Here is a 19,164-nt window from a genome sequence, read left to right as displayed (position 1 = left end):
CTGCGGGCAGTTTTCTAGCCCCTTTTCTTCCGATGACAGTATCCTTTCTTCCCAGCTTGCTGAGCCTTGCCTTGCTCGCCACCGATTGCAGCCGCGCTGCCGCGCCCACGGCAACTACTCCGCCTACCCGGCCGGCATCTGCTAGCGCAACTCCCGCAGCCCCCGCGTTGCAGGTAGGCGCCGCGCAGTTTGGTCGCTACCTGCCCCAGCTGAAAGGCAAGCGTGTGGGTCTGGTGGTCAACCAAACCTCGCGCGTGGCCCAGTCCTACCTCGTGGATACGCTGCTGGCGCAGGGGGTAGGCGTGAAAACGATTTTCGCGCCCGAGCACGGGTTCCGGGGAGAGGCGGCCGATGGCGCGACTATTAAGGACGGCAAAGATGCCCGCAGCGGCCTGCCGGTGCGCAGCCTCTACGGCGCCACCAAAAAGCCTACCCCCGAGATGCTGAAAGATCTGGATGTGTTGGTATTTGACATTCAGGATGTGGGCACGCGCTTCTACACGTTCATCAGCACGCTGCATTACGTGATGGAAGCTGCCGCTGAGCAGGGCAAGGAAGTGCTGGTGCTAGACCGCCCCAACCCCAACGGCTGGTACGTAGATGGCCCCGTGCTAGACCCGGCGCTCAAGTCCTTCGTCGGCCTCGACCCGCTGCCCATTGTGCACGGCCTCACGGTAGGCGAGCTGGCTCAGATGCTGAATGGCGAAAAATGGCTGGCCGGCGGTGTGCAGTGCAAGCTCACGGTGGTGCCGGTGGCGGGCTACACCCACGCTACGCGCTATGAGCTACCGGTGCGCCCCTCCCCTAACTTGCCCACTGCGCAGAGCGTGGCGCTCTACCCCTCGCTGTGCCTGTTCGAGGGCACCGACGTGAGCGTGGGTCGCGGCACCAACACGCCGTTCGAGATTCTAGGAAGCCCGAAGCAGCCAGCCTCGCGGCCCTTTACGTTTGTCCCTACCCCCAACCCCGGCTCCACCGACCCACCCCAGAAAGGCCAGCCCTGCCGCGGCGTGAACTTGCGCGACGCGAAGGTAGAGGGCTTCACGCTTCGCTATCTGCTCGACTTCTACCAGAAAAGCACCGCCAAAGACCAGTTCTTCAACAAAGGTTTTGAGCGACTGGCTGGCACCAAAGAGCTGAGGCAGCAGATTATTGCGGGCAAAACGGAGGCGGAAATTCGCAAGACGTGGGAGCCGGGCCTAAGCCAGTACAAACAGCTGCGCAAGAAGTATCTGCTGTATCCTGATTTTAATGGTTGAATGGCTAGATGGTTAAATGGTTAGAAGATTAAATGAGTGATTGTTGAGGAGACACCGAACAATTAACCATTTAACTATTCAGCCATTCAGCCATTTAACCGTTCAACCATCCAACCATTCATATAATGCTTCGAATTATTTTCATGGGCACGCCCGATTTTGCGGTGCCTACCTTAGAAACCCTGCTTACTTGGTCTGGCTGCGCAGTAGTGGCCGTGGTAACGGCACCCGACAAACCCGCTGGGCGCGGCCGACAGCTGCAGGAGTCGGCGGTGAAGCAGGCGGCGGTGGCGCACGGTGTGCCGGTGCTGCAACCCACCAACCTGAAGTCGCCGGCGTTTCAGGAGGAGCTGCGCAGCTACGCCGCCGATTTGCAGGTGGTGGTGGCGTTTCGGATGCTGCCCGAGGCCGTGTGGGCCATGCCCCGCTTGGGTTCTTTGAACATCCATGCATCCCTCCTACCCCAGTACCGGGGCGCGGCGCCCATCAACTGGGCCCTCATCGAAGGCGAAACACAAACCGGCGTCACGTCCTTCTTCCTGCAACACGAAATTGACACCGGTGACCTGATTTTGCAGGATGTGGTCGACATCAAGCCTGAGGACGATTTTGGCTCGCTCTACGAAAAGCTGAAAGTGGCTGGGGCCGCGCTGGCGCTACGCACGGTACAAGCCGTGGCGGCTGGCCACGTGCCTACCACACCTCAGCACAATAGCCCTACCCTACGCACGGCGCCCAAAATCAGTAAGGAGACAGGCCGACTAGACTTTCAGCAGCCCGCACTGGCCTTGGTGAACCGTGTCCGGGGCTTATCGCCCTTTCCCACGGCTTTCACCCAACTCCCCGACGGGCGCACGCTCAAGATTTTCCGCGCCGGCGTGGTCACGCCCGAGGAGGCCATTACGCCCCAGCCCGCCGTGCCCGGCTCCTGGGCCACCGACGGCCGTACCTACCTGCGCATTGCCACTACCTCCGGCATGCTCGACCTGCTCGATGTGCAATTGGAAGGCAAAAAGCGCATGCCCGTGCAGGACTTTCTACGCGGATTCAACAGTGAAATGCTGAACGAGAAAAACCTGTCATCCTGAGCTCGCGAAGGACCTTATCAGGCTAGAGCGATAGACATAATAACGACTCGTTTAACTGGCAGAAGGTCCTTCGCGAGCTCAGGATGACACGCGTATTTTACTCACCATTTCACCACTTCACCTCATGATAGCCCTCATCGTAGCCGTGGCCGAAAACGGCGTTATTGGCCAAGAAAACACCCTGCCCTGGCACCTACCCAATGACCTTAAGCATTTCAAACAACTTACCTCGGGTCACCCTATTGTGATGGGTAGGCGCACGTTTGATTCGATTGGCAAGCCGCTGCCCAACCGGCAAAACATTGTGGTGACACGGCAAACGGACTGGCAGCCTGCAGGCTGTGAAGTAGCCTATTCCGTACCCGCCGCGGTGGAATTAGCCCAGACCTTCGACGAAGATATTTTCATCATTGGCGGTGCCGAAATCTACCGCCAGGCCCTACCTGCCGCCGACACTATTTTTCTCACGGAGGTGCACCAAACCGTGGAAGGCGACGCTCTCTTCCCTGACCTCAACCGCACCGAATGGCAAGAAGAAACTCGTGAACGACACGAGCCCGACCTCAAACACGCCTTCGCTTATAGCTTCGTGACGCTGCGAAGGAGGTAAGTAGTGAGATGGTGAGTAGTGAAATGGTGAGTTAAAAAAACGCCTGTCATCCTGAGCTTGCTCAGGATGACAGGCGTTTTTTTAACTCACCATTTCACTACTCAGTCATTTGCTACCGCAGCAGCACGATTTTACCCCAGTCTTTCTTGAAGGCTTTGTCGCCGGCGGTGGTGCGGTGCTGGAAGTCTTTGTTGGGGTCGTCGAGCACCACGCGGTAGAGATAGGTGCCGTTGGCGAGTCGGTCACCAAACTCGTCGGTACCATCCCAGGCATAGTCGGAGATATTGTTGCCGATGCGCAGCGGGCCAAGCTCAGCCATCATGATTTCGCGCACCACACGGCCCGTGAGGCTGAGAATCTGAATCTTCATGTTGCGTGGCACCTGCGCCCCGGTCAGCGTGAAGACAAACTTCGCCTTGCTGGTCATGGGGTTGGGGTAGGGATACACGTTGGTGATGGTCGACTCGTTGATGACCTCGAACGTCACGCGGTATTCCTGACTACCCGCTGTACTACCGGAGGCGTCGCGGCCCTGCGCGATGAGCGTGTATTTACCATCAGCCAGTGCCGTGATGGGGCGGTACTCAATGCGCGCCATCCCCTTAGCCGAATCGGCCATAAAGGCCACCGCCGACGAGTTCATGTTTACTTCCGTGGCGTTGCTTTCGCCCGGCTTTACCAGAAACAGGCTGAAGTTGCTGGCTTCTTTCACCGGCCGCAGCAGGTTGTTGTTTTGCAACTGCACCGTCACCAGCGGCGAGGGCGACACAATATCGCCGTTCAGGATGTGCTGCCCGTCGAAGGCTACATCTAGGGTAGGCGGTGTGCTGCTGTTATTCACGTTGAAGTTTGGCAGCACTAGCTGGTTGTTGAAGTAGTACTGCTCGGGCAGCAGGCGCGGGTTTACGTTCACGGAGCCCGTTACAACGCCGGTAGCCAGATTCACCACGTTGGCTGTCACGTCGATTTTGGCGGTTTCACCGGCTTTCAGTACACCGCCTTTATATTCAACCAGGGTAGTACTGGTGCGGTTGGCCGCGTCGCGTAGAGTTACTTCCGCCTTCAGCGGCGTACCAAAATCTGTAGTAGAAATATTCTGGAAGTATACCGGAAAGCTGAGTGTACCGCTAGCTGCCTGCCTAGTGAGTGTGGCAGCCGCGTAGGCATCGGTCGTAGCCAGATCCGGGCGCACAACGCCTTCAGGCACGCCTTGGTACGTCACCAAAAGTTGTCTGAGTTGCGGCGCTGTGCGGCTAAGGGTATCACGCAGCACTACTTGCAGTTGCAGATAAGGGTAGCGCGTAGCGGATACGTCGGCTAGCGAATAGGTGCGACTGGTGACATTGGGGTTCAGCACAGTAGTGGCACCCGTAGCATCTACGCCCAGCAGGCGTAGCGTGTAGCTGTCGTTTTCCTGCGTACGCACAGTATGGAACAAGGTAGTCCACTGCTGCGCCGGGCCAATAAGCGTGGAGGTGACTACCCCGCTGCCGCCATCGGCCTCCGTGAAGCTCCAGCGGCCATTGGGTGCCGCCACGACTACGCGCTGCTGGGTGTTGCGCTGCAACTGTCCGTAATGGCTCTGCGACCAGCCACCCGCACTACCCGGAATCACCCGGAACGAGCTGGTAGCCCAAGCGTTGCTTTCCTCAGCCTGCGGGGTTTGCAGACGCAGGCGCCAGTACCACACCACACTGTCGCGCCCGGCAACGGTAGGCACCGTAGCCGACCAGCTGGCCAGCTGCCGCCCCGAAACGGTGTTGTTGCGCTGTACCAGAGGGCTGTTGAAGGTAGGCACTGTATCCAGCTCCATATCAAACAAGCGCGGCTCGGTGCTGATAAGGTTGCTCTGCCCTACCAGCCGCACTGTACCCGAGGGTACAATGGCAAACTCCGTGGGCGTGAGGGCCGTGACGCCGCCCCGCAGGAAGTTGTATTTCAGCTGTGCTTCGTTGTTGGTTTCGTCCAGCTCGTCAATCAGGTTGTTGCAATCAAGCTTCACGATAAAAGTATTCTCGCCGAATACGTCGCCCGTATTCGGAATGTCCACCGTGTAGGTATTGTCGCGCTGGGTAGCGGTAAAGGAGAAGCTGTACGCGTCGTCTCGGCGGCCGGAGGTAGCGGGATATTTGCGGGTTACGCATACATCCACCTTTTCGGCCCCGCACAGGCTCCCCAGGTTGCCCGCGTTGATAACCAGCTTAAACGACTCCGCCGAAGCCAGCACGGGCTGCCCGTTGGCCGCTGCCGGAATGTGGAGGCTGTCGTTGGTAACGACCAGATCGGGCTTGGCGGGCGAGAACAGGCGCAGGGCCGGGTCGCCCTGCCAGATGGTGCACATCAAGTTGGAAGCCGTGGAAGGGCTATACTGCGCAATGGGTTGCAGGCGGCGGGCTACCTCGTTCCATACTCGCGCCACGGGTTTGCCATACCAGGCCGGGTCGTTCAGCAACAGCTTGTACATCAGCGTCTGGCTTTCGTTCAGGTCGTTGGAGAAGCCAAAGCCCGATTCGCACATGAAGCCTACAAAGCCCTTGTCGGGAGTGAATACCCAATCTTCGCACAGCGTAGCGTAGGGAGTAAAGGTGTTGCCCGCAGCGCAGCCGTTCACGAACATTACCGGGTACTTGCCTTTATTGTTGTAGTTTTTGGTAGCGTCATTAACGCTGCCTATATCTAAATCAAGGGTAGTAGTGGAGCCGTGACCGAAATACGTAATCATGGATAAGCCCTTGTTCAACTCCTCTGAGATATTAATTCCTACCGGAAATGAGCCAACTGAGCCCAACGCTGAACGGCGGTAGGTTTTTACCACTTCTCCCCCGAAGCAAGGGGCTTCAATCAGCTGCTTGTACTTATCAATATAGCCGTTGAACTCTGCATAATCCGTCAGGTTGGCACCACCGGCTAGGTTTATAGCCCGCTTTCGCCAGGGCTCCAGCCCCAGGGCTTCGTGTTCCTTTAACTTGTTCAGATAATTGACTACCTGCTGCGGCGTGGAAGCCGAGATACGGCCGGTGGCCATGCCGGCAGTGTAATTATTATTGGGCCAGTCAGCAGTAAAAAATATATCCGAGGCACTGCGCGTGCTGGTAGGTACCTGCTCCACTCCTGGCATATTGCGTGGGTAGGTGCCGTTGAACCCTTCGCCCACGTGGTAGCCCTTACCCAACAGCAACAGGAATTTCTCACGACTCTTGTCCGTGAGCATCCACAAGGCAAACTGCCGCAATGCTAGCGCCGACTTTTCGCCGTAGTGAAACTGGTCGTAAAGCTGCTGGCTAGTCACCATCAACACATCAAATTTGCCACCCGCGGCCGAGGCCCGGTAGTCGGCATAGGCTTGAGCAGGATTGGCAACGCCTCCGGCCGGCCGCATCTGCACGGGGCTCGTGACAATGATGTAGTTTGCCATCGTTGGCTGTAGGGCCAGAAAATTGACGCGCCGAGCCGGCAGCACCGGCACCAAAGGCTTTTCGGTGTCAGCCAGCAGCAGGCGCCGGGAACTGGAGGCACTAGCCGATGGGAAATAAAAACCGCGCTTTGCACCAGTGGCGGCAGTTCCTGTAATACGTTGTACGGCGTAGGGGTCGGTTACATCGTAGCCATATACGCTGGCTGGAATGCTGTCGAGCACATAGTAAGCCGGCGCGTTCAGGGTGGAGTCACTCTGAAAATGGCGGCTTTCCCGAGTGGCTATCCAGCGTGCGGTTTGAGGGTAGGTAACTTTAAAATAAGAGATACGTGCAATGTCGCGTTGGCCCTCAGCTGTATTGCTGGGCTTGATTTGCACGCGAATAGTACCATCCGGCCGCACATCGGCAGGCTGCAACGCATAGGATACCTTCCGACTGGCATAGTTGTCAAATCGTTCGGCACCTAGTAGACGTCGGGTACCAGAGGGCTGCTCAATGGCTACCTCAACAATATGATTTGCCTTGGATGAACCAACCAAGCGTGTTTCTAAGCGTGCCCCGGCAGCCATGTTCTGACGCTGCTCCGTACCAATCGGGAATGTGAAACCATTGGTATTCATCGCTCCGGAAAAGAAGCCTTCCCCAGGTTCGGCCCATGGCTGGAACAGGTAGGCTGTTTCGTCTACATCGGCGTAGAGATACCCGTGCACCTGCAACTCCGGGCGTAGCCAGTAAGGCGCCGCCGTACCTGGTGCGGTTGCCACCGGCTGGGCCATACGCTTGGTCTGAGAAGCGCTGGACCACGTCAGGAAATACGCGGCAGTATCCGTATAGAGACTATGGTAGGGCTGCGCCTGGTCCTGGGCTCTTTTGTACATACCGCGGTCCAGCTTGGCATCGTTGCCCTGCCCGAAGAACTCGATATAAGTGCTGGCATCTTGCGTAGTGGCATTGCCACCCACATAAATAGCCACTTGCTGACCACGCCGCCACAGTTGGAATTGACTTGGATTTACGCCGTTGATGCCGGCCTGCGTGAGGTAGGCGTTGTCGAGGCGGTAGAGACCGTCGCGCACGGTTTGTACCTTGTAGTACTGCTGGCCGGGTACAATCCACTCGTTGCCGTACGGTCCGGACTGGGCCAGCACTGGATACCCGCCCAGCATAAGCATCACTACCGCCAACAGGCGCTGCCACAGCCCGCGTACTGCCCAATTGTAGGTGTAGTTCATAGAAATCAGATACTCTAGTAGTAGCTAAAAGTCAAGAAAGTAGAAGTCGCGTTTATTTGAAGCCGTAGCCCAGCGACACAATAACCGAGTTGGTTTGAGAAGCACTGCCGCCTGTGTTTTCGACGGCCAGGCGCGAGAGGGCCAGGTCGAGGCGCAGGCCGCTGAGGGCCACCCCTACCCCCAGGCTGGGCTGGGCGTGCCAGTCTTCCTGCGTGGTGCTTCTGAAAGACTTGATCTTCTGAAAATTGCCTACCCCGCCGCGCAGGTACACCAGGTTGTTGTACCCTATCTCGATGCCGGCACGGGGGTCAATACTCACGGCGCTGGACGAAATCAGGGTGTTGCGCTGGCCGTCGGTAGTCATTTCCAGGTCTACGGCGGGTAGGGCTGTGAACTCACCCGGCAGCTTAATCAGGCGGGCAGCGCCCAGAATGAAGCGGGGTAGCGTTACCTCGGGGCCGCCCTTGGGCATGGCCTCGCCGGGCACCAGCGTCTGCCGGAACTTGTCGGCGTTGATAGACCAAGCATTATAGGTTGTCGTGATGTCGCGAGCCATCAGGCCCAGCTGCCAGCCGGCGTGGTTGTACTGCACGCCCGCGTCGATGCCAAAGCCCCAGGCATTGGCGTAGTCGCCCACGTTGCGGTAGATGATCTTAGCATTGGCCCCTACCGACAAACCCTCCACGCTCCCAATTTTGCGGGCATAGGACAGCAGCATGGCATAATCGGCAATGGAGAAGTAGGTGATGCGGCCGTAGTCGATCTGGCCGTACTCGTTCACTAGGTTGCGCGTGTCGGCAATATCATCTACCCCCAGGCGCACAAGGCTGGCGCCGATAACGCTCTGCTCGTCGAGCGGCATGGAGAAAGCAGCGTAGTCGTTTTTGACGATGCCCGAAAACAGCTCAGAGTGCATCAGTACGGCGTCGTACTTGCTTTTTTGCCGCGTGAGGCCCGCCGGATTCCAATAGCCAGCGGTGGCATCGGAAGCCAAGCTCACCTGTACGTTGCCCATCCCAAGGGCCCGGCCACCCACGCCAATGTTCAGAAACTCGTTGCTGTATTTGGGCGTGGTGCTCTGAGCCTTAGCCTGTTGCCCCAGCGACAACCCGAATAATAATGCGCTAAGAACAGCATAGCGGGAGAAGTGCATCATAGTATCCTTACAGGGTAAAACGACCTGCCGCATTTACGGCCGACACGCAAGTTACTTCATTCCCTGCGGTTTCGGCAAAAGCGGTCAACTGGCGCTTAGCACAAATCGGGCCGATGCAATTTTCAACTGCATGTCATCTGATAATCAGATTGTTCAGTAACTAATCCCCTCCTGTAGCATCTCATTTCCAGCCAAAAAAATCTGCTGAAATGACAACCAAAAATAAATTTACACAGTACCTTGTTTTACATAGTACCTTCTGTTACCTTTGTCTCATTCTTCACCGATATCTGTCCTCAGCCCATGAAAGTAGAGAACACCCAAGTGCAGATGCGGAAGGGCATTCTGGAATTCTGCATCCTGGAAATCATTGCCCGCGGCGAGGTGTATGCCTCCGACATGCTGGAGGAGCTCACGCAAGCCCGCATGATTGTGGTGGAGGGCACCCTCTACCCGCTGCTCACCCGCCTCAAGAATGCCGCCCTTCTGGATTATACCTGGAAGGAATCGACCAGCGGACCGCCCCGCAAGTACTACACGCTCACGCCAGAAGGCCAGGAGTTTCTGCACCAGTTGCGCCTGACCTGGGAGGAAGTAGAGGAGTCCATTCGCATTATTCGCTCCCACTCCCCTACCTCTGATGCGGCCTAGCCCGCTACCCTCTCCCCACTCCCTTTCACTTGAACTAGTTGCAGCACTGAGATGAAAAAGAACATCAGCATCAACCTTCAGGGCATCATCTTCCACATCGAGGAAGATGGATACGAAGTCCTTGGCCGCTACTTGGCCGAGGTGAAAGCCCACTTTTCTGGCTACCGCGGGCACGAGGAAATCGTAGCCGATATTGAGAGCCGCATTGCCGAGCTGTTTGTGTCGCGGCTGTCGCCTAGCAAGCAGATTATTTCGCTGGAAGACGTGGAGCAGATGGTAGCGAAGATGGGCCGTGTACGTGATTTTCAGGCCGCCGATGAGGCCGAAGAAGACGAAGAAACACTGGCTTCGGCCGTGGCCAGCGGCACTGCCGAGGGCTTCTACACGGGCACCACTAGCAGTGGCACAGGCAGCACCAGCGGCCGGGCCTATACTAGCAGCACGAAGAACACGACCGACCCCGATACCGCTACCGCCGCCTCCGACGAGCCTCGCCGCCTCACCCGCGACATGGCCAACCGCAAGGTAGCCGGCGTAGCCGCTGGTCTGGGTCGCTACTTCGCCGTCAATCCGCTGTGGTTCCGGCTGGCATTTGTGGGGCTGCTGCTCGCTGGTCCTGCTCTTGACGATATCAGCTGGTTAGAAGAGCTGGGCGGAAAACTATCGGCCTTCTCTGTGATTGCCTACGTGGTGCTCTGGATTGCCCTACCCAAGCGCTACGACAACGTACTGAGCGACGAGGACCCCAATTTCCGCAAGCTTTATCGCGACGTGGACAGCGGCAAAATCGGCGGCGTATCGGCTGGCTTAGCGGCCTACTTCCGCACCGATGTGGTGCTGATTCGGGTGCTCTTCCTGGCGGGCCTGTTCGCGGGGGGCTTTGCCTTCCTGGTCTACATCATTCTATGGATTCTGGTACCGGAGGCCAAAACGGCCTCCGACCGTCTTCGGATGCGGGGCGATGCTGTAACACTTTCGGCCTTAGATAGTAACCTGCGCGCATCGGAAGAAGGCGCTGTGACGCCCGGCAACCGCCCAATCGGGACTTTTATTGAGGGTGCTGGCCGCAATCTGCGCCCCGCCGTGGGCTTTGTAGGTACGCTGATTCGGGTGGCCGCTGGCGTGCTGCTGGTTGCAACGGGCTTTGGGTTGCTACTGGCCTTCACCATTGCGCTGGGCGTGGGCCTGGGCGTGCTGCCCGAGTCGCAGGGCTTCATCCACACCGGCCCATTCCCTCCCTACCTGTTCACCAACAGTGTGCCTTCGTGGGCGCTGTTAGCCTTCTACGCCGCCGGGGCCATTCCGGTACTGGCTATGTTTCTATTGGGCCTTGGGTTGATTTTGCGCCGGCCTATTCTAAGCCGGATTGCAGGTCTCTCGCTGCTGGGCTTGTGGCTGCTGAGCGTAGTAGGGGCTAGCGCAGCCGGCGTGCGTATCAGCCGCGACTTTCAGATGGAAGGCGAGGTGACGCAGACCGAACGTTTCCCTACCCTCACGGCCGCTACCGTTCTGCTCGACAACCGTACCACGCACAACGACGGCCACAAATGGGTGGATCTGAACCTGACAGAAGCCGACAGCGGCCAAGTACTGGAAGTGGTGAAATACCTCTCGGCACGCGGGGTTACGGAGCAGGAAGCTATTCGTACGGCCTCTACCTCCATCCGCTACACTGCCCGCGCTACCGACAACGCTACGCTGATACTGGATGATTATTTCACCTTCCAACCCGACGCCCGTTTCCGCGACCAGGACCTGGACGTGACCCTGCGCCTACCCCAAAACAAGCGCTACCGTCTGAGCAAGGAGTTTGCTGACCGCCTCGACTCTGAGAACTTCAGTAACAACGAGAAGCCCGAAAGCCCCGAAACACGTACCTACGAAATCATCGGCAGCCAGCTGCACTGCATCGAGTGCACCTCCTCGGACTTTGCTAGCGACGATGAGCAGACCACCGATGAAGAAGGTGAGAACGACGGTGTGGATGTGCGCATTAACGAGTCTGAAGACGGTGTGCACATCAATACGGATACCGATGAGAACGGGAATGTAAAAGTGAACATTGACATTCCCAAGGCAGAGTTTCCGACTGACTTCAACTCCTACGGTGACGGCCGCCGCACCTACTCCTTCAACGACTTTCGCACCATTCAAGCCAACGGCGCCTACCGGGTGCTGGTGCGCCAGGGCAGCGAGTTTAAAGTAGAAGCTGCCGGCGAGGACCGTGACCTGCGCGATTTGCAGATTTCTACCAACGGCAATGAGTTGCTGATTCGGCACCACGAGCGGGGCTTTTGGTCGAATTGGAAAGGCAACCGCAACCCCGTGCTAGTGCGCGTAACCATGCCTGCCATAGATAAGCTAGAGCTGAATGGTGCTTGCCAAGCTGATGTAGCTGGCTTCAACGAGGCCCGCAATCTAAATGTGGAGCAGAACGGTGCCTGCGCCGCTACCCTCGCCGTGAATGCAACGCGCCTGTCGCTGGATCTAAGTGGGGCTTGTCAAACTACCCTGCGCGGCCAAGCCAACGACCTAGTAGTAGATGGCTCCGGGGCCTGCCAGGTGGATGCTCTGGGCCTAACTGCCCGTACTGCCAACTTCGACTTATCGGGAGCCAGCAACGCCAAAGCCCGTGTGCAGGAAAGCCTGAAAGTGGACCTCAGCGGCGCCAGTGAGGTAAAGTATGCTGGCAACCCCAGCCGTATCTCGAAAGATGTAAGCCGCGGCTCTTCCCTGGTAGCCATCCGCGAATAACTATCGCACAGGCAACGCTTTGGCAACTACCGCCATCTACCCTATTAGAATCCGCCGGTGGGTCGCTGGTTTGTGGTGAGTGAGCCCGTGACCCAAGAAAGCCCTTTCCCTACCCCGCTGCAACGGAAGGGCAAAGGGCTTTCTCCTTTTTATAAGAGTGAAGTTGTGAGGTTGAGAAATGTGTGAATAAAAAAGCGCGTGTCATCCTGAGCGCAGCGAAGGACCTTCTCACGCTAGAACGACAGGCGTAACAAAGACTCGTTCCACCGGCAGAAGGCACTTCACTGCGCTCAGGATGACACGCGTTTTAACTACTCAACCTCACAACTTCACCACTTCCAGCCCTTTCTTCTCGCCCAGCTCCAGCAGTAGCGGGAAGGCCTCGTCATACTCGTTGCGCACGCGGCCATCGAGGATGGCTTCCAGCACGGCTTCCTTCAGCTCTCCTACCTCGCGGCTGGGCTTCAGGCCGAAGGTTTCCATGATGATTTCGCCGGTAATGACGGGTTTGAAGTTGCGCAAGTGGTCTTTTTCTTCCACTTCGCGTAGTTTTTCTTCCACCACATCGAAGTTGCGCAGGTAGCGCGCCACGCGCTGGTGGTCCTTGCTGGTAATGTCGGCGCGGCACAGCTGCATGAGGTGGTCGATGTCGTCGCCGGCCTCGAAGAGCAGGCGCCGTACGGCCGAATCGGTCACGATTTCTTTAACCAGCGCAATAGGCCGCAAGTGCAGGCGCACCAGCTTTTGCACCATCCGCATCTCTTCGCCTAAGGGCAATTTCAGATCGGCAAAAATCTGCGGTACCCAGCGGGCACCCTTGTCCTCGTGGCCGTGGAAGGTCCAGCCTACGCGTTTGTCGAAGCGCTTGGTGGCGGGCTTGGCAATATCGTGCAGAATGGCCGCCCAGCGTAACCACAGGTCGGCGCCGGTGGCCACCACGTTGTCGAGCACTTGCAGGGTATGGTAGAAGTTGTCTTTGTGCGCGTGCTGCCCTACCCGCTCTACCCCTTGCAATTGGGCCATCTTCGGGAAAATCAGCTGCAATAACCCGCACTGAAACAACAGCTTAAATCCATAGCTGGGCGTGTCAGCCAGGATAATTTTATTCAGCTCTGTGGTGATGCGCTCCTGCGACACGATCTTGATGCGGTCCTTGTTGCGGGCAATGGCATCGTAGGTATCCGGCTCAATATCGAAATCAAGCTGAGTAGCAAACCGAATAGCGCGCAGCATGCGCAACGGGTCGTCGGAGAATGTAACGTCGGGGTCGAGGGGTGTGCGGATGGTCTTGCGCCGGATGTCGCCTATGCCATCGTAGCGGTCTACCAGCGCACCAAAATCCGCCGGATTCAGGCTGATGCCCAAAGCATTGATCGTGAAGTCGCGGCGGGCTAGGTCTTCTTCCAGCGTGCCGGCTTCTACCTCTGGCTTGCGGCTCTCGGCGCGGTAACTTTCCTTGCGGGCACCCACAAACTCCACCTCAATCTCGGGGGTAGGCAGCATGGCCGTGCCGAAGTTTTTGAACACCGTTACGCGCGGCCGGCCTGGCAGCTTCTTGCCCACGGCCTGCGCTAGCCGGATGCCGTCGCCCACGCACACCACATCCACATCCTTGCTCGGCCGGCTGAGCACCAAGTCGCGCACGTAGCCCCCAATCACGTAGGCGGGGTAGCCCAGCTCGCCGGCGGCTTCAGCAATGGTACGAAACAGGGGAAGGTCGGGCAGCTGCGGATTGTTCATGCCGCAAAGGTAGCAACGCCCCTAAAATGGTTCTCTCGTCCAATATGCCAAACCATCGCCTTGTACAAAAAAAAGCGCCTTCGGAGAATTCCGAAGGCGCTTTTTAGAGCGGTAACCCGCCAAACAACTACTGCTTGGGAGTTTCTTCTACCATTTTATCGGCAGGAACGTCGCGCACTACAGCCGTGTCGCCCGACTCAGGAGCCATTTCAGCAGCGGCTTTATCAGCGGTGTTTTCAACGGCATCGCCAGCAGCGTCTACATTAGCAGCAGCATCGTTGGTAGCGCTTTCAGCGGTAGCTTCGGCGTTTTCCTGCGTTTTTTCGGAGCAAGAAGCCAGGGCGAAAGGAGCGAAAGCGGCCAGAACGAGCAGTGATTTGAACGAGAATTTCATGGTCAATCAGTGAAAAGGTGAAGGAGTTGTTTGGCCTTCATACCGCTACCCAGCTAAATGTAACCCCCTGTCGAGCTTACTTTTTTCTGCTGCGACTAATCACGTACTGTTTCCAGACTACCGTCTACCAGCACCCGTACCACCCGCGAGGGCGCTACTCGCGTGTCGTCGTCTTGGCGCCAGCTCACCACATAGTCCACACCGCGGTTTAGCTGCGGGTCTACGTCGCGGTAGACGGCCGGCGTCGGCTCCCCGCTTCGGTTGGCCGATGTAGACACCAGTCCGTGCCCCAGCCGGCGCACTAGCTTGCGGCAAAACTCGTCGCGCGGAATGCGCAGGCCCACCGTACCATCGGGCCCTACCAGTTGCGGTGCCATATGCCGGCTGGCAGCCACGATATAGGTAGTAGGCCGCTCCTGGGCGGCCAGTAGCTCGGCCAGGTTGTCGGGCACGGTGGCAGCATAGCGGGCAAACATGGCCTCATCGGCTACCAGCACAATGCTGGGCTTGCCCTCGGGCCTACCCTTCAACTTGTAGAGCCGCTCCACCGCTTTCGTCGATTCGGCGTCGCAGCCCAGGCCCCATACCGTATCGGTGGGGTAGAGAATGACTTGTTGCAGCAGCAGCGCGTCTACGGCTGCTTCTACTTCTTGCTGGAATAGGTTCATAGAAGTGGTGAAGTGGTGAAATGGCGAGTGGAAGCGTTTGCTTGTCTGGGTGTACACGGAGCCTTCGTATCAGTGAGGAAGCAAATGTATTAGCAACTGGTGCCTACCCAAAATGGTCCTTCGCAACTCAGGCAGATGGATAGTTCACCTCACCATTCGCAATTTCACTACGCACTACTTCACTATTGCCTATCGTTTGGCATAGCTCCACTAGCACGCCGGCAGCACTTTTTGGGTGCACAAAGCACACGAGCTTGTTGTCGGCGCCGCGCTTGGGCTCCTCGTTGAGCAGTACGAAGCCCTCGGCCCGCAGCCGCGCCATTTCAGCTCGGATATCATCTACTTCAAAGGCCACGTGGTGAATACCTTCTGGTTTTTTGAGCAGATACTTGGTGATGGCACTATCAGCAGACGTACCGGCCAGCAGCTCAATTTTGGAACCGCCTACCTTAAAAAACACGGTATCTACAGCTTCGCTGGCTACGTGCTCCTGCTTGTAGGGCGCCACGCCTAGCAGCTTTGTGTAGAGGGCCGTGGCCGCCGACAAATCGTGGACGGCTAGGCCAAGGTGTTCGAGATTCGTGAGCATGAGAAGCTAGGCAGAAAGGCTATAGAAGGTCTCTATAGCAGTATTAGGATTATAAAGACATTTACACTGGCAAAGTAAAACCTCTTTAGTAGTTTTGCTGTTCTAGATGCGAATGATTCTCCGCTGAACTCACTGACTCCGAGCCATGCTCAAGCTACCTATCTACCTCGACAACAACGCCACTACCCCTCTCGACCCACGGGTGCTGGATGCCATGATACCGTTCTTCACAGAAGTATACGGCAATGCGGCGTCTCGCAACCATCCCTTCGGTTGGGCCGCTGAGGAGGCTGTGGATTACGCTCGCGAGCAAATCGCGCAACTGATCAACTGCGATCCAAAAGAAATTATCTTCACTTCGGGCGCTACTGAGTCGGACAACCTCGCTATCAAAGGCGTGTTCGAGATGTATTCTCAGAAGGGCAACCACGTCATCACGGCTACTACCGAGCATAAAGCAGTACTCGACACCTGCAAGCATATCGAAAAGCTGGGTGGTAAGGTTACTTACCTGCCCGTGAATGAGCAGGGCCTGATTAGCCTGGAAGACCTGGAGGCCGCCATGACACCCGAAACGATTCTGGTGACTATCATGTACGGCAACAACGAAACCGGCACGATTCAGCCCATCCAGGAAATCGCCAAAATTGCCCACAAGCACGGCGCGCTGTTCATGACCGACGGCACGCAGGCAGTAGGCAAGATTCCGGTAGACGTTATTGCTGACGGCATTGACCTGATGGCTTTCACGGCTCACAAAATGTACGGCCCCAAAGGGGTAGGCGCTTTGTACGTGCGGCGTAAATCGCCCCGCGTGAAGGTGACGGCCCAGATGGACGGTGGCGGCCACGAGCGTGGTATGCGCTCCGGCACGCTGAACGTACCCGGCATCGTAGGTTTCGGCAAAGCCTGTGAATTGGCCCGCCTCGAAATGGCCCAGGATGCTGAGCGCCTGAGCAAACTACGTGACCACCTCGAAAAAGAACTGCTGACGCTGGAAGAAAGCTACGTAAACGGTTCTGTGGAGCGCCGCCTACCCCACGTAGCCAACATCAGCTTCAAGTATGTAGAAGGCGAAGGCCTAATGATGGGTGTGAAGGACCTGGCTGTATCGTCGGGTTCGGCTTGCACGTCGGCCTCGCTGGAGCCTAGCTACGTGCTGAAGGCCCTCGGCTTGAGCGACGACTTGGCACACTCCTCGCTACGCTTCGGCCTGTCGCGCTTCACCACCGACGAGCAAATCGAATATGCTATCGGCCACGTAAAAGAAGCCGTGACTAAGCTTCGTGAGATGTCGCCACTGTGGGAGATGCACAAAGAAGGCATCGACCTTAACTCTATTGAGTGGGCAGAACACTAGAATCAATTAAAAATTGAGAATTAAAAACCGAAAGGTGGTTCACTATCCTGACTATCTTTTGATTTGAAACTCAATTTTCTAATTCTTAATTTTTAATTCTTAATTGACAACGTCATGGCTTACTCTGATAAAGTAATTGACCACTACAGCAACCCCCGCAACGTGGGCACGCTGGACAAAAGCAAAAAAAACCGTAGGTACTGGCTTGGTAGGCGCTCCTGAGTGCGGCGACGTTATGCGTCTGCAAATTGAGGTAGACGAAGCCACCAACACCATCACCGACGCTAAATTCAAGACGTTCGGCTGCGGCTCGGCTATTGCTTCTTCGTCGCTTGCTACGGAATGGCTGAAAGGCAAAACCGTAGACGAGGCACTGGCTATCGACAACATGGAGATTGTGGAAGAACTGGCGTTGCCGCCCGTGAAAATCCACTGCTCGGTGTTGGCTGAAGATGCCATCAAATCGGCCATCAACGACTACCGCGTGAAGAATGGCTTGCCAGCCCTGGAGTTGGAGAAGTCACACCACTAAGTTGGCTCCCGGTATTATCGGGTGCATACCATTGTAGAGGGTAGGAAGCAACTAAAATAGCTGTTGCTTCCTACCCTTTATTATTTAGAAAGGTATCAGATAAACTAAACCTTTTGGGGTGTACTTTTGTACTAGAAATGGCCACATCGGTCAGCTTCGCTTACCCCTACCCTTACTGCCATGATTACCGTTTCTGACAAGGCAAAAGATAAAATCGAACATCTCATGCGCGATGCCGAACTAGATGCTACCTACCGGTTGCGTGCATCAGTGGCAGGCGGCGGCTGCTCGGGCCTGTCCTACAAGCTAGACTTCGACAACGAGGTGAAGCCCATGGACCAGGAGTTTGAGGACAAAGGCGTCCGGGTGGTAGTAGACATGAAAAGCTTCCTTTACCTAGCCGGCACCGAACTCGATTTCTCGGATGGGCTAAACGGCAAAGGCTTCTATTTCGACAATCCCAATGCCAGCCGTACCTGCGGCTGTGGTGAAAGTTTCTCGGTGTAAAGAAGGTTATTTCGTACAAAAAGGCCCTAGCTTTTAAAATAGTTAGGGCCTTTTTGTGTAATGCAAGTTTTATTCAAAAGCAGAACGCACCTTTAATTTCCATACTTTATAGAAATACAACTTCGCGCTGCTATACAATATTACCCAGAACCAAAATGTTCCCTAAAAAGCAAAAACCCCGTTTTCAGTTTGAAAACGGGGTTTGCAGAGAGGATGGGATTCGAACACCTCTCGTAACTACTTATCTTTTAGCAGGTTGCAGCCGAGCTTTCTCTGTGTGTAACCGGGTGTGTAGCCGGAACGCCGAAAGCAAGGCTGCTAGGACAACGACTTAAGCGGCCAGCTCTTCTTCCGTCTCAGGCGCACGCCAGGAGACAGACATAGAAACGGGCTGCTCAACTGCTGCATCGTTGTCCGAGTTAAAAGACTCGCCATCGGTGCCCGTGGCCTGCAACTGCCGACGTGGGCGGCTACGCAATTCTTCCATAAGCTCCAGCGCCATCTTGCGCCACTTATCCCGGTCGTCCTTTACTTCCTTTAGTTCGGCAGATTCGACCACAGCCTGGGGCTGCTGGGGCTTGGGGTCTTTCGGCATCGGTGCGAGGCTGCGACTCTCGCGCAGCATTTCACCGTTGCCAGTAAGCAACCAATCTAAGCTAACGGTTGGGATTCGCTCTGCCACGGCTTCAATTGCATCAAGCGCCGGTTTATTAGGTCCAGTCTCAATACGCGTGTAGCGGCTGCGGTCTATACCAACGTGCCGCGCGAAGTCGGTCACGTTCATATCTAAGTGCTTTCGCAAAGCAGCTAGACGGGTGTTGATAGTATCCATTGTCAGGCGTGAAATTTAGTGTGATATATTTTGCATTTATGCTTTGCAGTGTGTAATATTGTTACATCAGTGCCGCATATCATTACAAATGTGCGATTCATCGCACACAAAAACAAAACATTTAAATAATTTAATATGAAACACATCCTTCAAAAAGTCCAAGGCGAGACAAATCGCCAGGAAAAGGAGCGCTTTAAAGAGGCTCTTGCTGAGGTGGTTCCGCATATGGATCACTTTTTTTCACGCATGACCAAGCGTAAATTCCCAAACCGCACTTTACTTCACATTCAACATGTGAAGCAGCGCGCTGTGATTGACTGGGATGTGTTGGCCTACTGGTTCGAAGAGTTCATGCCCCAGCCTGTAGAAGCATAGC

17 protein-coding genes are annotated in these 19,164 nt (G+C 56.2%); 10 read left to right on the top strand and 7 right to left on the bottom strand.

Annotation, left to right across the window (positions count from 1 at the left end; genetic code table 11):
* The first annotated feature begins 32 nt into the window (after window positions 1-32).
* The 3 genes from MUN82_RS04150 to MUN82_RS04140 all read left to right on the top strand — a co-directional run bounded on the left by MUN82_RS04150 (window position 33) and on the right by MUN82_RS04140 (window position 2,957).
* Window positions 33-1,259 (top strand): exo-beta-N-acetylmuramidase NamZ family protein, encoded by a 1,227-nt coding sequence (locus MUN82_RS04150; protein ID WP_245095235.1) that lies wholly within the window; start codon window positions 33-35, stop codon window positions 1,257-1,259.
* A 125-nt stretch (window positions 1,260-1,384) separates the two neighbouring features.
* Window positions 1,385-2,347 (top strand): methionyl-tRNA formyltransferase, encoded by a 963-nt coding sequence (fmt, locus tag MUN82_RS04145; protein WP_245095234.1) that lies wholly within the window; start codon window positions 1,385-1,387, stop codon window positions 2,345-2,347.
* A gap of 124 nt (window positions 2,348-2,471) precedes the next feature.
* Window positions 2,472-2,957 carry a dihydrofolate reductase gene (locus MUN82_RS04140; RefSeq protein WP_245095233.1) on the top strand — a complete coding sequence of 162 codons (486 nt, stop codon included), beginning with the start codon at window positions 2,472-2,474 and terminating at the stop codon, window positions 2,955-2,957.
* 112 nt (window positions 2,958-3,069) lie between these two features.
* Here the strand turns inward: MUN82_RS04140 and porU2 are convergent, their stop codons facing one another.
* Together porU2 and MUN82_RS04130 are read right to left on the bottom strand one after the other, a co-directional pair.
* Window positions 3,070-7,605 carry a putative type IX secretion system sortase PorU2 gene (gene porU2, locus MUN82_RS04135; RefSeq protein WP_245095232.1) on the bottom strand — a complete coding sequence of 1,512 codons (4,536 nt, stop codon included), beginning with the start codon at window positions 7,603-7,605 and terminating at the stop codon, window positions 3,070-3,072.
* 52 nt (window positions 7,606-7,657) lie between these two features.
* Window positions 7,658-8,761 carry a putative type IX sorting system protein PorV2 gene (locus tag MUN82_RS04130; protein WP_245095231.1) on the bottom strand — a complete coding sequence of 368 codons (1,104 nt, stop codon included), beginning with the start codon at window positions 8,759-8,761 and terminating at the stop codon, window positions 7,658-7,660.
* A gap of 303 nt (window positions 8,762-9,064) precedes the next feature.
* Between MUN82_RS04130 and MUN82_RS04125 the strand changes: the two genes are divergently transcribed.
* Both MUN82_RS04125 and MUN82_RS04120 read left to right on the top strand, forming a co-directional pair.
* Window positions 9,065-9,412, top strand: a complete 348-nt coding sequence (locus MUN82_RS04125) for a PadR family transcriptional regulator (protein WP_245095230.1) — start codon at window positions 9,065-9,067, stop codon at window positions 9,410-9,412.
* A 51-nt stretch (window positions 9,413-9,463) separates the two neighbouring features.
* Entirely contained in the window at window positions 9,464-12,166 is a 2,703-nt protein-coding gene (locus MUN82_RS04120) for a GIN domain-containing protein (RefSeq protein WP_245095229.1), read from the top strand.
* Window positions 12,167-12,487: 321 nt separating this feature from the next.
* On the opposite strand, the gene MUN82_RS04115 is transcribed toward MUN82_RS04120, so the two are convergent.
* From MUN82_RS04115 to mce, 4 genes are all read right to left on the bottom strand, one after another.
* A complete protein-coding gene (locus MUN82_RS04115; protein WP_245095228.1) occupies window positions 12,488-13,906 on the bottom strand; it encodes a CCA tRNA nucleotidyltransferase in 1,419 nt (472 codons plus the stop codon).
* A 127-nt stretch (window positions 13,907-14,033) separates the two neighbouring features.
* A complete protein-coding gene (locus tag MUN82_RS04110) occupies window positions 14,034-14,300 on the bottom strand; it encodes a hypothetical protein (protein WP_245095227.1) in 267 nt (88 codons plus the stop codon).
* Between the two features lie 95 nt (window positions 14,301-14,395).
* The gene (locus MUN82_RS04105; protein WP_245095226.1) at window positions 14,396-14,968 is read right to left on the bottom strand and encodes an L-threonylcarbamoyladenylate synthase; all 573 of its coding nucleotides are present in this window, start codon (window positions 14,966-14,968) and stop codon (window positions 14,396-14,398) included.
* 127 nt (window positions 14,969-15,095) lie between these two features.
* Window positions 15,096-15,557 carry a methylmalonyl-CoA epimerase gene (mce, locus tag MUN82_RS04100; protein ID WP_245095225.1) on the bottom strand — a complete coding sequence of 154 codons (462 nt, stop codon included), beginning with the start codon at window positions 15,555-15,557 and terminating at the stop codon, window positions 15,096-15,098.
* Between the two features lie 145 nt (window positions 15,558-15,702).
* Between mce and MUN82_RS04095 the strand changes: the two genes are divergently transcribed.
* The 4 genes from MUN82_RS04095 to MUN82_RS04085 all read left to right on the top strand — a co-directional run bounded on the left by MUN82_RS04095 (window position 15,703) and on the right by MUN82_RS04085 (window position 17,956).
* On the top strand, window positions 15,703-16,917 hold the full coding sequence (locus MUN82_RS04095; protein ID WP_245095224.1) for an IscS subfamily cysteine desulfurase: 1,215 nt from the start codon (window positions 15,703-15,705) through the stop codon (window positions 16,915-16,917).
* 114 nt (window positions 16,918-17,031) lie between these two features.
* On the top strand, window positions 17,032-17,139 hold the full coding sequence (locus tag MUN82_RS22525) for an iron-sulfur cluster assembly scaffold protein (RefSeq protein ID WP_445991660.1): 108 nt from the start codon (window positions 17,032-17,034) through the stop codon (window positions 17,137-17,139).
* 13 nt (window positions 17,140-17,152) lie between these two features.
* On the top strand, window positions 17,153-17,449 hold the full coding sequence (locus MUN82_RS04090; protein ID WP_445991659.1) for an iron-sulfur cluster assembly scaffold protein: 297 nt from the start codon (window positions 17,153-17,155) through the stop codon (window positions 17,447-17,449).
* A 180-nt stretch (window positions 17,450-17,629) separates the two neighbouring features.
* Window positions 17,630-17,956, top strand: a complete 327-nt coding sequence (locus MUN82_RS04085; protein ID WP_185280586.1) for a HesB/IscA family protein — start codon at window positions 17,630-17,632, stop codon at window positions 17,954-17,956.
* A gap of 331 nt (window positions 17,957-18,287) precedes the next feature.
* Here the strand turns inward: MUN82_RS04085 and MUN82_RS04080 are convergent, their stop codons facing one another.
* A complete protein-coding gene (locus tag MUN82_RS04080; protein ID WP_245095223.1) occupies window positions 18,288-18,758 on the bottom strand; it encodes a helix-turn-helix domain-containing protein in 471 nt (156 codons plus the stop codon).
* A 165-nt stretch (window positions 18,759-18,923) separates the two neighbouring features.
* Between MUN82_RS04080 and MUN82_RS04075 the strand changes: the two genes are divergently transcribed.
* Complete coding sequence (locus MUN82_RS04075) at window positions 18,924-19,163, top strand: RES family NAD+ phosphorylase (protein WP_245095221.1); 240 nt, start codon at window positions 18,924-18,926, stop codon at window positions 19,161-19,163.
* The last annotated feature ends 1 nt before the right edge of the window (window position 19,164 follow it).

It is taken from the genome of Hymenobacter aerilatus (assembly GCF_022921095.1).
In the GTDB taxonomy this organism is placed as follows: Bacteria; Bacteroidota; Bacteroidia; order Cytophagales; family Hymenobacteraceae; genus Hymenobacter; species Hymenobacter aerilatus.
Note: the sequence above shows the minus strand (reverse complement) of the source record. Positions and strands in the feature narration are given on the sequence as shown.